General features: G+C 74.5%; 16 protein-coding genes. 11 read left to right on the top strand and 5 right to left on the bottom strand.

Translation table 11 applies throughout. The features are described from left to right. The first annotated feature begins 107 nt into the window (after positions 1–107). Positions 108–875: a polyprenol monophosphomannose synthase gene (locus EV376_RS15385; RefSeq protein WP_130323869.1), complete on the top strand. Its 768-nt coding sequence runs from the start codon at positions 108–110 to the stop codon at positions 873–875. A gap of 75 nt (positions 876–950) precedes the next feature. Here the strand turns inward: EV376_RS15385 and EV376_RS15380 are convergent, their stop codons facing one another. After that, positions 951–2,555, bottom strand: coding sequence for a phytoene desaturase family protein (locus EV376_RS15380; protein WP_130323867.1), 1,605 nt, complete (start codon positions 2,553–2,555; stop codon positions 951–953). A 72-nt stretch (positions 2,556–2,627) separates the two neighbouring features. Here EV376_RS15380 and EV376_RS15375 point away from each other — a divergent pair, with 72 nt between their 5' ends. After that, positions 2,628–4,061 (top strand): aldehyde dehydrogenase family protein, encoded by a 1,434-nt coding sequence (locus EV376_RS15375; protein WP_130323865.1) that lies wholly within the window; start codon positions 2,628–2,630, stop codon positions 4,059–4,061. Positions 4,062–4,116: 55 nt separating this feature from the next. Here the strand turns inward: EV376_RS15375 and EV376_RS15370 are convergent, their stop codons facing one another. After that, entirely contained in the window at positions 4,117–4,530 is a 414-nt protein-coding gene (locus EV376_RS15370; protein ID WP_130323863.1) for a ChaB family protein, read from the bottom strand. A gap of 161 nt (positions 4,531–4,691) precedes the next feature. On the opposite strand from EV376_RS15370, the gene EV376_RS15365 reads away from it, so the two are divergent. The 5 genes from EV376_RS15365 to EV376_RS15345 all read left to right on the top strand — a co-directional run bounded on the left by EV376_RS15365 (position 4,692) and on the right by EV376_RS15345 (position 7,376). Further along, entirely contained in the window at positions 4,692–5,672 is a 981-nt protein-coding gene (locus EV376_RS15365) for a YihY/virulence factor BrkB family protein (protein WP_130323861.1), read from the top strand. Positions 5,673–5,717: 45 nt separating this feature from the next. Beyond that, on the top strand, positions 5,718–6,134 hold the full coding sequence (locus tag EV376_RS15360; protein ID WP_130323859.1) for a DUF2795 domain-containing protein: 417 nt from the start codon (positions 5,718–5,720) through the stop codon (positions 6,132–6,134). A 52-nt stretch (positions 6,135–6,186) separates the two neighbouring features. Further along, positions 6,187–6,648 carry an SRPBCC family protein gene (locus EV376_RS15355; RefSeq protein ID WP_130323857.1) on the top strand — a complete coding sequence of 154 codons (462 nt, stop codon included), beginning with the start codon at positions 6,187–6,189 and terminating at the stop codon, positions 6,646–6,648. 93 nt (positions 6,649–6,741) lie between these two features. Beyond that, positions 6,742–7,002 carry a hypothetical protein gene (locus tag EV376_RS15350; RefSeq protein WP_130323855.1) on the top strand — a complete coding sequence of 87 codons (261 nt, stop codon included), beginning with the start codon at positions 6,742–6,744 and terminating at the stop codon, positions 7,000–7,002. Positions 7,003–7,163: 161 nt separating this feature from the next. After that, a complete protein-coding gene (locus EV376_RS15345; RefSeq protein ID WP_130323853.1) occupies positions 7,164–7,376 on the top strand; it encodes a hypothetical protein in 213 nt (70 codons plus the stop codon). Between the two features lie 13 nt (positions 7,377–7,389). Here EV376_RS15345 and EV376_RS15340 read toward each other — a convergent pair whose 3' ends face one another. After that, positions 7,390–7,839, bottom strand: coding sequence for a hypothetical protein (locus EV376_RS15340; RefSeq protein ID WP_130323851.1), 450 nt, complete (start codon positions 7,837–7,839; stop codon positions 7,390–7,392). 157 nt (positions 7,840–7,996) lie between these two features. Here EV376_RS15340 and EV376_RS15335 point away from each other — a divergent pair, with 157 nt between their 5' ends. Further along, positions 7,997–8,374, top strand: coding sequence for a DUF6401 family natural product biosynthesis protein (locus EV376_RS15335; protein ID WP_130323849.1), 378 nt, complete (start codon positions 7,997–7,999; stop codon positions 8,372–8,374). Between the two features lie 118 nt (positions 8,375–8,492). On the opposite strand, the gene EV376_RS15330 is transcribed toward EV376_RS15335, so the two are convergent. Continuing rightward, positions 8,493–9,347 carry a mechanosensitive ion channel family protein gene (locus EV376_RS15330; RefSeq protein WP_130323847.1) on the bottom strand — a complete coding sequence of 285 codons (855 nt, stop codon included), beginning with the start codon at positions 9,345–9,347 and terminating at the stop codon, positions 8,493–8,495. Positions 9,348–9,535: 188 nt separating this feature from the next. Between EV376_RS15330 and EV376_RS15325 the strand changes: the two genes are divergently transcribed. From EV376_RS15325 to EV376_RS15315, 3 genes are all read left to right on the top strand, one after another. Further along, a complete protein-coding gene (locus tag EV376_RS15325) occupies positions 9,536–11,665 on the top strand; it encodes a SpoIIE family protein phosphatase (protein WP_130323845.1) in 2,130 nt (709 codons plus the stop codon). A gap of 71 nt (positions 11,666–11,736) precedes the next feature. Then, positions 11,737–12,414: an HAD family hydrolase gene (locus EV376_RS15320; RefSeq protein WP_130323843.1), complete on the top strand. Its 678-nt coding sequence runs from the start codon at positions 11,737–11,739 to the stop codon at positions 12,412–12,414. Between the two features lie 158 nt (positions 12,415–12,572). Next, a complete protein-coding gene (locus EV376_RS15315) occupies positions 12,573–13,856 on the top strand; it encodes a cation:proton antiporter domain-containing protein (protein ID WP_130323841.1) in 1,284 nt (427 codons plus the stop codon). Between the two features lie 65 nt (positions 13,857–13,921). Here the strand turns inward: EV376_RS15315 and EV376_RS15310 are convergent, their stop codons facing one another. Beyond that, positions 13,922–14,422, bottom strand: coding sequence for a YfcE family phosphodiesterase (locus EV376_RS15310; protein WP_130323839.1), 501 nt, complete (start codon positions 14,420–14,422; stop codon positions 13,922–13,924). Positions 14,423–14,427: the final 5 nt, after the last annotated feature.

Raw genomic sequence — 14,427 nt, 5'->3', positions numbered from 1 at the left:
TGCCCCGGTGCCCCCTGTGACGGCCGGGGCAGGGGAGCAATAACACGACGCGCGAGGCACTGGCTACGCTCACAGGTAGCCAAGTCCGCGAAACGAGGATGTCCGACATGACTGAACCCGTGCAGTTGCCGTCGCCCTGGCGGGACGCGCGCCTGACCGTGGTGGTACCGACCTACAACGAGGCGGGCAACCTCCCGGTCCTGGTGGAACGCCTGCTCGCGCTGCCGCTGCCGGGTCTGAAGGTCCTCGTGGCCGACGACAACTCGCCCGACGGCACCGGCGAGGTGGCGGACAAGCTGGCCATCGAGCACCCCGAGCGGATCGAGGTCGTCCACCGGCCCGGCAAGGAGGGCCTGGGCCGGGCGTACGTCGACGGCATCGGGCGCGCCCTCGACGGCGGCGCCGAGTTCGTCGCGCAGATGGACGCCGACCTGTCGCACCCGCCCGCGGCGCTGCCGGGCATGCTGGGCGCGCTGCTGTCCACCCAGGCCGGTGTGGTGATCGGCTCCCGGTACGTCCCCGGCGGCGAGCTGGACGAGAACTGGCCGCTGTACCGGCGCGCGCTCAGCGGCTGGGCGAACCTGTACGTGCACACCCTGCTGCGTGTCCGGATCCGCGACCTCACCGCCGGCTTCAAGATCTGGCGGGCGGACGCGCTGCGCGACATCGGTCTGGAGCGGGTGCAGTCCAACGGCTACAGCTTCCAGGTGGAGATGCACTACCTGGCCACGAAACTCGGGCACACCATCCTCGAGGTGCCGATCCGGTTCGAGGAGCGACGGGACGGGGCGTCGAAGATGACCACCGCCACCAAGATCGAAAGTGCGCTGATGCCGTTCCGGCTGCGCAGCAAGCACCGCAACGTCAGCCGCTGACCGGCTCCGGTCCCGGCCCGTGGGGCGGCGCGCCACCGCCGCCCCCGCTACCCACGCCGCCGGTCGAACGCCCGCTCAGCGGTAGATCGTGCGGTGCGCGGCGTCGATCGCGCTCGCGTACAGGCCGCCGGTCAGCGCGCGGTCGCGGGCCAGCGCGGCGCGCGCCGCGTTCGCCCCGGGAGCGCCGTGCACACCGCCACCGGGGTGAGCCGACGAGCTGGCCAGGAAGAGCCGGTCCACCGGCGTGTCGGCACGGCCGAGGCCGGGGATCGGGCGCAGGAACAACTGCTGGTACGCGGCGGCCGTGCCGCCGCCGAGCGCCCCGCCGACCAGGCTCGGGTCGCCCGCCTCGAGGTCGGCCGGACCGGCCACGTGCCGGCCCACCACCAGGCCGCGGAAGCCCGGCGCGGCCTCCTCCAGCACCTGCTCCATCCGCTCCACCTGCTCGGCGATCTCCTCGGCCCGCCAGTGTCGGCGGAACGGCAGGTGGGTGTACGACCACAGCGACTCGGTGCCCGGCGGCGAGTGACTCGGATCGGCGGTGGTCATCTGGCCGACCAGCAGGAACGGGTCCCGGGGAACCTCGCCGCGCGCCAGGGCCGCCGCGTAGCCGGTCAGCCCGTCCAGGTTCGCCCGCAGGTGGACGGTGCCGGCGGTGGCGACCGCCCGGTTGGTCCACGGGACCGGCGCGGAGAGCGCCCAGTCGACCTTCAGGGTCGAGCCGTCCCACTTGAAGTGCGCCAGGTCCTCCACCAGCCGCGGCGGCAGCACCGCCGCACCGACCAGGTCCAGGTAGAGTGCGGGCGCCGGCACGTCGGCCAGCACCGCACGCCGGGCCCGCCACATCGTGCCGCCCGACGTACGCACGCCCATCGCGCGGCCCCGGGCGGTGAGCACCCGGTCGACCCGGGCGCCGTAGAAGATCCGGCCGCCCCGGTCGGCCAGGCGGGCCACCAGCGCGTCGGTGATCCGCTGCGCGCCGCCGTCCGGCACCGGCCAGCCGACCTGCTGGCCGAGCATCGCCAGCAACCAGCCGTACACGCCGGAGCCGGCATCCTCCGGGGACAGGTCGGTGTGCAGGGCGCAGCCGGCGAGCAGGGCCGGCCCGCCCTCGCCGGCGAAGAGTTCGTCGCCGAGCTTGCGGACCGGCACCACCAGCCGCCGCGCCAGCCGCAGCGCCCCGCCGACCCGCAGCCTTCGCAGCAGGGCCAGGCCGCTGCGTACCGGCGGGAACGGGGTGGTGATGGCGTCCAGCATCGGCCCGGCGACCTGGCACCAGTCGTCGTACGCGGTCAGCCACCGCTTCCCGTCGCCGGCCGCGAACGCGTCCAGGGAGGCGGCCGTGGTTTCCGGGTCACGGTTGAGCACCGCCGCCCGCCCGTCCGGCAGCAGGTGCGCCAGCACGTCGGGCGCGTGCCGCCAGCGCAGCCCGTACCGCTCCAGCCCCAGGTCGCGCAGCACCGGGGACGCGTACCCCAGGGGGTAGAAGGAGCTGTACAGGTCGCTCAGGTAGCCGGGCGCGGTCACCTGGGCCGAGCGGACCGCGCCGCCGGGCGTCTCGGTCGCCTCCAGCACCAGGACGTCCCAGCCGGCGTCGGCGAGCAGGTTCGCGGCGACCAGCCCGTTGTGGCCGGCCCCGATGACGACGGCGTCCGCGCGCTCCGCGCCGGTCGAACTCATCCGACCCGCCTACCCGACCCGGAACCGGGCGAAACGCGTTTGCCTCCGGCGGGCCGGGGCATCCACTGCCGCATGTACACGGTTGCGCAACTCATAGGTGGAGTGTGGGGGGCGGGCGGCGAGGGTGGCGAACTGGTCGTCCACGACCCCGCCGACGGCTCGCCGGTCAGTTCGGTGCCGATGGCGACGGCGGACGAGGTCGGCAAGGCGGTGGAGGCGGCCCGGGGAGCCGCCGCGGATTGGGCGGCCACGCCGCCGGCGGAGCGGGCCGCCGCGCTGCACCGGGCGGCGGACGCGGTGGCGGCGGTCGCCGACGAGCTGGCCCGCGCCACCACCGCCGAGATGGGCAAGCCGCTCGGCGACGCCCGGGGCGGGGTGGACGCGGGCATCGGCACGTTGCGCCAGTACGCCGAACTCGCCCCGGTGCGCGGCGGGCGGACCCTGCACGGGGGCACTCACGCGATCGACTTCATGGCCCCGCAGCCGCGCGGCGTGGTGGCCGCGATCACCCCGTGGAACGACCCGGTGGCGGTCTCCTGCGGCCTGCTCGGCGCGGCCCTGGTCACCGGCAACGTGGTGCTCTACAAGCCGAGCGAGCGGACCCCGGCGACCGGTTGGCTGCTGGCGAAGGCGCTGGACGGGGCGCTGCCGGCCGGGGTGCTGTCGCTGCTCACCGGCGGGCCCGAGGTGGGCGCGGCGTTGGCCGCCCAGCCGGTCGACGTGGTCGCCCACGTCGGCTCGACGGCCAGCGGCCGCGCGATCGCCGCCGCGGCGGCCCGGACCGGCGCGAAGGTCCTGCTCGAGAACGGCGGCAGCGATCCGCTCATCGTCGACGGCGACGTGGACCCGGTCTGGGCGGCGGGGCAGGCGGCGGTCGGCGCGTTCGCCAACTCCGGGCAGATCTGCGTCGCGGTGGAGCGCGTCTACGTCCACCGCGACGTCGCCGAGGACTTCACCGACGCCCTGGTCGAGCGGGCTCAGGCGCTGCGGGTGGGCCCCGGCGCCGAGCCGGCGACCGAACTGGGCCCGCTGGTCGACCGGCGGCACCGCGACCACGTGCACGGTCAGGTCACGGCGGCGGTCGCCGAGGGGGCGCGGCTCCGTACCGGCGGAACCCTGCCCGACGGGCCGGGCGCGTTCTACCCGGCGACCGTGGTCGCGGACTGCCGGCACGACATGCCCCTCGTCCGTGCGGAGACCTTCGGGCCGGTGGCACCGATCGTGGTGGTCGACTCGTTCTCCGAGGCGCTGCGCTGCGCCGCCGACTCGCCGTACGGGCTGGCGGCGACCGTGCTGACCGGCTCCATGAGCCACGCGCACCGCGCCTGGCGGGAGCTGCCGGTCGGAACCGTGAAGATCAACGCGGTCTTCGGCGGGGCGCCGGGCGGTGCCGCACATCCGCGCCGCGGCAGTGGCCAGGGCTTCGGGTACGGCCCGGAGCTGCTGGACGAGTTCGCCGCCACGAAGGCGGTCCACATCGAGGCCCCCGGCGGCGGCCACTGGTGAGCCGTATGCCGGAGGGGCCGTCCCGGATCCGGGACGGCCCCTCCGCGCATCACGGTCAGCGGTTCCGGCCCTTCTCGCGGGCCTTGGCGGTCGCCCGGTTGTTGGCCTTCTCGATCGCCTTGACCAGTTCCGGCTTGGTCATGCGGGACCGGCCGGGCACGTCGAGTTTCCGTGCCACCTGCATCAGGTGGTCCTTGGTGGCGTTCGCGTCGACGCCGCCCGCCGTCGGCGCGCGGCGCTGCGGTCCGCCGCCGGCGGCCTGCCGGTCGCTCGGTCCCTTGCGGCCCTTCGGCTCCCAGTGGTCGCCGACCTTCTCGAACTGGTGCTTGACCGCCGCGAAGGCGGTGCGGTGGGACCGTTCCCCCTCGCCGTACGTCTGCACGGCCGAGTCGTGGGTCTTCTCCCAGGTGCGCTGCGCCTTGTCCGGGGAGCGTCGCAGCGTGCTGGGCATGTCCTCGCGCCCGGGCATCTCGTCCTCCTCCGCGTCGATGGCCTCTGGTTTGACCGTTCCCCCACGGCCGACCGGCAAACCGGGTGCCGGGTTTGTCGATTTTCGGGCCGGGGTACCGGCGGAGCGCGGCGACACCGGAGGTACCCCGACGTCCGGCGGCCAGGGGCAAGGGAGCGGGCATGACGGCGGCGGAGCCCGGTGCGACCCTCGACGAGCTGGCACGGTTGCGCCTGCCCCGCCGGGTCCGGCAGTTGAGCTGGCGGACCTGGCGCGGTGTGCTGGTGCGCAGCGCCCGGAACTTCCTGCGGGACAACTGCGCCGACTGGGCGGCGGCGCTGACCTACTACGGCGTGCTGGCGCTCTTCCCGTCCACCATCGTGGTGGTCGCCCTGGTCGGCCTGGTCTCCGAGGGTGAACGGACCGTGGACACCGTGCTCGACCTGGCCCGGGACCTGGGCGCCGGCTCGGTGGTGGCCAACGAGGGCTTCGTCGGCGTCGTCCGGGAGGTCGTCGCGGAGCAGGGCCGCGCGAGTGTGCTGCTGAGCTTCGGCCTGCTCGGCGCCCTGTGGTCGGCCTCCGGGTTCATCGGCGCGTTCACCCGCGCCTCGAACGGGGTCTACGGGGTCGACGAGGGGCGGCCGTTCTGGCGGCTACGACCGCTGCAGATCGGGCTCGCCGCGGTGTCGCTGCTGTTGCTGGCGATCGTCGCGGTCGGGCTGATCGTCAGCGGGCCGGTGACCGACGCGGTCGGCGACCTGATCGGCGCCGGCGGGCTGGCCCGTACGGTGTGGGGCATCGTCAAGTGGCCGGTGCTGGCTCTGATCATGATGGCGCTGTTGAGCCTGTTGTTCTGGATCGCCCCGAACGTCCAGCAGCCCCGGTTCCGCTGGCTCACCCCGGGCGGGGCGGTCGCCCTGTTGGCCTGGGCGGTCGCGTCGGCGGGCTTCGGCCTGTACGTGGCGAACTTCGGCTCGTACAGCGTGACGTACGGCAGCCTCGGCGCGGTGATCGCCTTCCTGGTCTGGCTCTACCTGTCCAACTCCGCACTGATGCTGGGCGTCCAGATCAACGCGGAACTGCAGCGCGGCCGGGCGCTGCAGGCCGGCGCCGAGGACCCGACGGAGCCGGTGCTGCCGCCCAAGGCGCCCGCCGCCACGTGATCTCCGGCCGGTTTACCGGGGACCCCACCGGGTAGCGCAGAAGGCATGGAACGTGGCAGCAGCAAGCACGGACCGAGGCTCGACGAGCAGATGAGCCGCGAGGTCAGCGGCCTCGTGCAGGGGCCGGGGACCGGTGGTTCGCGGGTCGACGAGGCCCGGGTGCCGGAGCCGGCGGGCGAGGACCAGCCGGAGCCGACCACGGCCCCTGCCGGCGAGTACCGCAGCGGCGCCCCGCAGGGCATGAGCTCCGCGGACGTCGAGCAGCGCAGCCGGCTCGGCCGCTTCATCACGCTGTCGGCGCTGCCCGGCGACCGGGAGTCCCTGGTCGCCAACGCGCGCGACAACGACGCGCCGGCCGACATCGTCGCCGAGCTGGAGCGCCTGCCCGAGGGCACCCGCTACCAGACGGTCTCGGAGGTCTGGGCGGCGCTCGGCCACAAGAACGAGACGACCCGCTGGTGACCGGATCCCCCCGCGATCCGGACCTGACCGCCGGCGGAGAGGAGGAGCCCGGATGAAAGGCGTCATGGAGCACGTGGACGTGTCCGTCCCGGTGCGCACCGCGTACGACCAGTGGACCCAGTTCGAGGAGTTCCCGAACTTCATGGAGGGCGTGCAGGAGGTACGCCAGCTGTCCGACACGATGACCCACTGGACGGTCGAGATCGCCGGCGTGAAGCGCGAGTTCGACGCCGAGATCACCGAGCAGTTGCCGGACGAGCGGGTCGCTTGGCGTTCGACCGGCGGTACGCAGCACGCGGGTGTGGTCACGTTCCACCGGCTCGACGAGAACAGCAGCCGGGTCACCCTGCAGCTCGAGTTCGAGCCGCACGGTGCGATCGAGCAGGCCGGCGCCAAGCTCGGTGTCGTCGACCGGCGCGCCAAGGGCGACCTGCAGCGGTTCAAGCAGTTCATCGAGCGGCGCGGTCAGGAGACCAGCGCCTGGCGCGGCAAGGTCGACCGCCCCCAGCCCTGACCCCCGATCCCGACTCACGACGGCCGCCGGCACCCGCCGGCGGCCGTCGCCGTACCGGGTTTCGTGCGGTAGGCGTCGGGTACCGCAGGAGGCATGACCGACGAGAACAGGGTGTGGCGCGACGAGGAGCGGACCCCGCTCCAGGAGCTGGACCGGGCCGTCGCCCGTTCGACGCTGGACGGCCAGGCCGACGACGTGACCGGCAACGACGCCGGCGAGGAGGCCGCGTTCGGGCACGGGCCGGAGGCGGCCGACCGCGGCGGTCAAGCGGCCGGCGCCGGCCGGGAGCCGACCGACCCGGACCGGGCGTACCGCCCCTCGACGACCGGACGGACCGGCCCGGACAGCATGTGACGCTCGTCGCGGCGGCCGGTCGACGCGCTTCGGCCGCTGGCCGCCCGACCTCCCCCGTCGGTACGGAAATCACCGTCCGTACAGACGGGAATGCGGACAGCTCGGCCAGAATCGGCCGTTCGGCTGACGGCAACCCCGGTGCCGCGCGCAAGACTTTCGGGATGCAACAGGGCAACGGCATCCTCTCCACCCGTCAGCGCCGCCTCGCCTGGCTCGGCTTCCTGCTCGCCGCCGTCCAGGCCCCGGTCTCGGCCAAGCTGGTCTCCGACAGCTCCTGGCTGTTCAGCCTCTGCGTCGCGCTGATGGTGGCCACCGTGATCATCGCCGACGACGCGGCCCGCCGACGCCCAGCCGAGGCCCGCTCCCGCGACTGAACCCGGGCCGGCGTCACCCGGCCGCGCCGGGCCGCGCCTCGTGACCCGGCCGGCCCCGCGTACGCCGCCGCTCCTTCATCTCCGCCTCGTAGAGGTGCCGACGGCCGCCGGCCAGCGCCTCCCGGGCCTGTCGGTCGACGTCCCGGAAGAGCGCGTAGTAGCCGTCGTCGAAGTCCTCCACGATCTGGAACGTCCACCGGCCGGCGATGACGTTGCGGCCGAGCAGCTCGGTGTCGATCCGGTCGGCGATGGCGTCGTGGCCGGCGGCCCGGAACAGCTCCACCGCGTCGTCGAGCATGAGGTCGGCGTGCCCGACGAGCTGGTGCAGCGAGTACAGGTGGCCGCGTACCCGCTCGACGCACTCGAGCGCCTCGCTGAGCTTGCCGAGTGCGGCGACCGTCCCGTCGCTCACCCCGGCCGGCCGCCGGTGCCGCTCGTCCGGTCCGTCCAGGTCTGGCGCCATCCCTACCTCCGCGTGCTCGGCGTGCCGCTCCGGGCGCTCTTTCCTGCCCGGCCCGTACCCGGTCGATACCTCCGCCCGGTCGACCAACCGGTTGAGGAGCAGAAACCGCCGACCGGCCGAGGTCGACGGCCGGTCCGGCCGATTAGCCTCGTTCCCCATGCGCGTGCCGTTCAACCAGGTCACCCCCCGTACCGCCGTCGGGGCCGCCCGCTCGACGCTGGCCGCCCTGTTCGCGACCGTGGGTGCCGACGGGCTGGCGGCGGCCGCCGCGCGACCGGGGCTGCTCGCGCTGGTCGACCAGCACGCCGCGGCCGTCCGGGACAGCCTCGGCGGCGACCGCCGGCCGCTGACGGCGGCCGCGCTCGCCGGCTACGCCGAAGGGGTACGCGCCGCCGCGCTGGAGCACGACTGGCACCTGCCGGCCGGTCCGGTGGACTGGTCGGCGCCGGACTGGCTGGTCACCCGCCTGCTCGCGGTCGCCGCCCTGGCCCGGTCGCTGGGCGCCCCGAAGCCGGCGCCGCTGCCTCCGCTCTGACCCGGCAGCCCCCGCGACCGCTCCCCCCGCCCTGCGCCGACGCCCCCGCGACCGCTCCCCGCCGGCACGACGGAGGGTGCCCGCCGGGGCGGACACCCTCCGTTCGCGTGGTCGGCGGTCAGCGGCGGAACTGCTGCGTCTCGTCGCTCACGTTTCCCGACTGGTAGGTGCCGCGCCCACCGGCCATGCTCGACTCGGGCGCCGGCGTCGGCTGCGCCCCGGTCCGGTCGGCCATCTGCCGCTCGACGTCGCTGCGGCCGGCGCCCTGCGCCTGGCGGTTCTGCTGCATGGCACGGGACTCCTCGCTGATCCGGTTCAACCAGCCGTCCCAGCGGTCCTGCATCGGCTTCACCAGACCACCGCCGACGCCCACGATCAGGATGCCGGCGACCGTCGCGAGCACCGCGATCAGTACCGGCGTGGTGACCGTGGTGGCGATGCCGACCTGGTTCAGCGCCGCGATCACACCGAGCGCCAGGATGAAGACGGCCGCCAGGTTGGCCAGGATCCGGCCGTACGAGAGGCCGCCCAGGAAGCCGGTCACCAGGTCGCGGACGGCGTTCGCGATGGCGGCGGCCACGACGATGATCACGATGGCCACGAACGCCCGCGGCAGCCAGGACACGACGCCACTGATCAGGTCGCTGATCGCGTTGGGCCCCCAGACACCGAACGCGAACTGCAGCGTGAACAGCAGCACCGCGTAGTACGCGAGCTTCGCCAGGATGTCGCTGGCGTCGTACTTCGTCCGTTCCAACGCCTTCTTGATGCCGCCGCGCTCCACCGCGCGGTCGAAGTTCACCCGTTCCAGCACCGTGTCCACGACCTTGAGGACGGCTCTGGCGACGAGCCATCCGATCACGAGGATCGCGATGAACGCGATTGCTCTCGGTATGAACAGCAGCACCGACCTCCAGAAGTCGGCCCAGGCGTTGCCAATGTCGACCTGCCTGGCCGCGAGGGTTTCCGGCATGACGTCCCTCCTGTCGCATGGTCTACGCCGCGCGCATACCCGGTCACCGCACCGGCACGCCGTCCCGGTCCCCCGCTTTTCCCGACAGGTGGTCGCAGACCGGCCCTGAGCTGCACAAACGTAGCCGCGCTGCGAGGCTCGCCGCATGATCGGAACGTACCGGTGAAGGCTCCCGTTAGGCTGCGGTCATGCCAGGAACGGTCGGACAGGTGCCCACGCCGCCAGCACCGGTCTCCGGCGCGTCCGCTCCGGCCGGAGCGGCGGCCAGCGTCGCCGGCCACGACTGGGCCGGCACCGCCCTCGGCCCGTGGCCCAGCTGGGACCCGGCCGTCCGCGCGGCGGCCGAGCTGGTGCTCGCTTCCCCGGTCCCGATGGTCCTCACCCTGGGCGACGAGTTCCTGCTGCTCTACAACGACGGCTACGCCGACCTGATCGGCGACCGCCATCCGGAGGCGATCGGGCGACCGGCCGCGGAGGTGTTCCCGGAGCTGTGGGAGCGGCCCGGCTTCGGGGACGCCATCGAGCACACCTACCGGACCGGCCAGTCGTTTCTCGAGCGGGAGACCACGATGCCGCTGCGGCGGCGCCGCGCCGGCGCGGTGGAGCACGCCGTCTTCACGCGGGGCTGTTCGGCCGTCCACGACAGCCGGGGCCGGATCGTCGGCGTGCTCACCGTGGCCGCCGAGACCACCCAGGTCACGCGGCAGCTGCAGAGCCTCAGCGACCTGGCCGCCGCGCTCGCCGGCACGCTCACGCTCGACGACGTCGCGCGGGTCGCGCTACGCCACTCGCTCGCCTCGTTCGACGCTGACCGGGTCTCCTTCGCCGTCGACGAGGGTGGCGGCGGCTGGCGGATGGTCCGCCGCCTGCGGGGCGAGCTGATCGACGAGGCCGACGAGCGGCTCCCGCCGCTGTGGCGGCGCTTCCGGGCGGACTCGACCGCACCGGTCGTCGCCGCGGCGCGCGACGGGGTGTCCCGGTTCACCGACGACGGCCAACCCCTGCGGGAGATGGCGGTCGACCGGCACGACCAGAAGATCCGCGCCCTGGCCGTGGTGCCGCTGCGCGGCGCGGCGCTGCGGGGCGGCCTGACCGTCGGTTACCAGGCCACGCACCCCTGGTCGCCCGCCGAGCGGGCGCTGCTGTACGCCGCCGCCGAGCTGATCGGCCAGGCGGCCGAACGGGCCCGCCGGTTCGAGACCCAGCACGGCACCGCCCAGCTCCTGCAGCGCAGCATGCTCCCGGCGCACCTGCCGGACCTGCCCCGGCTGCGCATCGCCGCCCGCTACGACCCCGGTGTCGACGGCAATGCCGCCGGCGGTGACTTCTACGACGCGTTCCTGCTGCCCACCGGCGGGCTGGCGGTGGTGCTCGGCGACGTCGCCGGGCACGACGTGCAGGCCGCCGCCCGGATGGGCCAGGTCCGGGCGGCGCTGCGGGCCCTGGCCCTGGCCGACCCGCGGCCGGACGCGGTGCTCGGCGGGCTCGACCGGCTCGTGACGAGCCTGGGTGCCGAGGGGGCCACGCACGAGCTGTTCGTCACGGTGGTGCTCGGCGTGATCGACGCCGACCGGCACCGGCTCACCATCGCCAGCGCGGGCCACCCGCCGCCCCTCGTCCGCCGGAGCACCGCCGCCGGCGAACCGTACGCCGAGTACGCGGACGTGCCCACGGGCGCCCCGCTCGGTCTGGGTTACCGGGCGGCGACCACCACCCTCCGGTTCTCCCCCGGCGACACGCTGCTGCTGTTCAGCGACGGCGTGGTGGAGCGGCGCCGCCAGGGGCTGGGCACCGGCCTGGACGCCCTGTCGACGGCGGTGGCGGCGGCCGGCAGCGCCGACCCGCGTGCGCTGTGCGCGGTCGCGACCGCCGCGGTGTCCGGTGCCACCGAGGACGATGTCGCCGTGCTGGCGGTCGAGCACGCGTTGCGGCCGAGCCGGTCGGCGAGCATGGAGGTGCCGGCGGAGCCCACGGCGCCCAGCCGGGTACGCCACTGGATGACCGGGCAGCTCGTCGAATGGCAGGTGCCGGAGTCGATCGTCGGAGCGGCGGTGCTGTGCACCAGTGAGCTGACCACGAACGCCCTGCTGCACGCGGGCACCGCCGCCCGGGTCGAGATCGACCTGAGCGCGGAGCGGCTGCTGGTGTCGGTCGCCGACTCGGGCACCCGGGGTACCGTCACCCGCGCGCAGACCGACACGTTGAGCAGCCGGGGCCGGGGGCTCGGGTTGATCGAGGAGCTGAGCGACGCGTGGGGCACGGATCCCACCGTCCGGGGCTCGACGGTCTGGTTCGAGATCCTCCTCCCCGGCCGGTGACCGCGGGCGCCGGGCCCGCCGATCGGCGACGGCGGGCGTCGGGCCCGCCCCGGCGGGTAGGAAGGACGCCCATGCCGCACGACAACGCCTCCGGGGTCCTGTTCGACGTGGACGGCACCCTGGTCGACACCCCGTACCTGCACACCGTGAGCTGGTGGGAGGCGCTGCGCCAGGCCGAGCGGCCGGTGCCGATGGCGACCATCCACCGGGCGATCGGGATGGGCTCGGACAAGCTGCTGGATCACCTGCTCGGGCCGGAGCGGGACCGCGGCGCCGACGGGACGCTGCGGGACGCCCACGACACCCTCTACGGCGAGTACTGGGAGCGGCTGCAGCCGCTCCCCCGGGCCGCCGACCTGCTGCGGGCCTGCGCGGACCGCGGGCTGCGGGTGGTGCTGGCGACCTCGGCCGCCGAGCACGAGGTGGGGGCGCTGCGCCGGGCCCTGGGCGCGGACGACGTCATCGACGCCGTCACCTCGTCGGCCGACGCGAAGGAGAGCAAACCGGCCCCGGACATCCTGGGGGCCGCGCTCGAGCAGTCCGGTCTCGACGCCGCCCGGGTGGTCTTCGTCGGTGACTCGGTCTGGGACGTGGCCGCCGCCGGGAAGCTCGGAATCCCCTGCATCGGCCTCGCCTGCGGCGGCACCAGCCGGGGCGAGCTGGCCGGCGCGGGCGCGGTGGCGGTCTACGAGGACCCGGCCGCGCTGCTGGACACCTTGGCCGACTCGCCACTCGCCGTACCACGCTGACCGCCAGCGGAGGCGACGGGGCGGCAGCCGCCTGGGCCGGGGGTGACCGAGCGGCAGCCGCCTGAACCCGACAGGGCGACACAGGAATAGCGAACGGGCGTCGGGGGCACTTCTCGCCCGCCGCCCGTACGCCACGGGCGCGCCGGAGAGGTGGTGCCGTGGAGCCGTTCGACGTCGCATTCGCGGTGGTGGGCCTGGGTGCGCTGCTGGCGGGGATCCTGCCGCGCGTGCTCGAACGCCGCCCGCTGTCCATGCCGATCGCCTTCCTCGGCCTGGGCATGTTGATCTTCCTTCTTCCGGCCGGCCTGCCCGAACCGGACCCACTCCGCCACCGGGAGGTGGCCACCCACCTCGCCGAGATCGGCGTCATCGTGGCCCTGATGGGGGCCGGGCTGAAGATCGACCGGCCGCTGAGCTGGCGCCGCTGGTCGTCGACCTGGCGGCTGCTGGCGATCGCCATGCCGGTGTGCATCGCGGCGGTGGCGCTGCTCGGCTGGTGGTGGGCCGGTCTCGTCCCGGCCGCCGCGCTGCTGCTCGGCGCGGTGCTCGCCCCCACCGACCCGGTCCTCGCCGCCGACGTGCAGGTCGGCGAGCCGACCGACCTCGAGGACGGCGAGGACGAGGTGCGCTTCGCCCTCACCTCGGAGGCGGGGCTGAACGACGGCCTCGCCTTCCCCTTCGTGTACGCCGCGATCGCCGTCGCCGCGACCGGCCTCGCCCCCGCGGACTGGCTGGCCCACTGGGTGACGGTCGACCTGCTGTGGAAGATCCTCGCCGGGGTGGGCGGCGGCTGGCTGGTCGGGTGGCTGCTCGGCAAGCTGTTCTTCCGCGCCCCGAGCCACCTGCGGCTGGCTCGGCACGCCGAGGGCTTCCTCGCGCTGGCGGCCACGTTCCTCGCGTACGGGCTCGTGGAAGTGGTGAGCGGGTACGGCTTCCTGGCGGTCTTCGTGGCCGCGCGTGCGATCCGCGCGGCCGAGCGTACCCACGAGTTCCACTCGGTGCTGCACGACTTCGCCGAGCAGGTGGAGCGGCTGCTCACGGTCCTGCTGCTGCTGCTCTTCGGCGGTGCGGTGGTCGGCGGGCTGCTCGGTCCGCTCACCTGGCCGGCCGCGGCGGTGGGTCTGGCGCTGGTGTTCGTGGTGCGTCCGCTGGTCGGGTGGCTGTCGCTGCGCGGTGCGCCGGGCCGCCCGGCCGAGCACTGGGTGATCGCCCTGTTCGGCATCCGCGGCGTCGGCTCGTTCTACTACCTGGAGTACGCCACCACGAAGGCCGACTTTCCGCGCGCCGACCTGTTGTGGGCCACGGTCGGCCTGGTCGTGGTGGTCTCCGTCGTGGTGCACGGCATCGCCGCCACCCCGGTGATGCAGCTGCTGGACCACGCCGGCACCCGCACCCCCACCCGTTCCCCGACCCCGCTGGCCCCCCAACCCGCCACCCCCTGACCCACGGCCGCGGCCGGTGAACCGGGCCCGGGCCGGCGGGTGCCGGCGCCCGGCCCCGCGCGGCTTCAGCGCCGCGGCAGGCGGTGCAGTTCGACGTCGACGAGCCGTCCGGCCGTGGCACGGGCGGTCAGGTAGGTGGCGTACGGCTGGGCGCGTCGGTCCGTCGGGGAACCGGGGTTCAGCAGCCGCAGCCCGTTCGGGGCGACGGTGTCCCACGGGATGTGGGAGTGGCCGAACACCAGCAGGTCGGCGTCCGGGAAGCGGGCTTGGCAGCGCGCCTCGCGCCCGGCCTTCTGCCCCGTCTCGTGGACCACCGCCACCCGCAGCCCGGCCAGGTCGACGCGGGCGACCTCCGGCAGCCGGGCGCGCAGCGCCGGACCGTCGTTGTTGCCGTGAACGCCGACCAGGCGGCGGGCCCGGGCGGCCATCGCGTCGAGGAGGGCCTCGTCGACCCAGTCCCCCGCGTGCAGCACCACATCCGCCGCGTCGATCGCCGCCCAGAGCGGCGCCGGCAGGTCCCGCGCCCGCTTCGGTACGTGGGTGTCGGCGGTGATGACCAGCTGCATGCCGC

It is taken from the genome of Micromonospora sp. CNZ295 (genome assembly GCF_004217535.1).
This window is presented reverse-complemented; position numbering and strand designations above follow the sequence as displayed.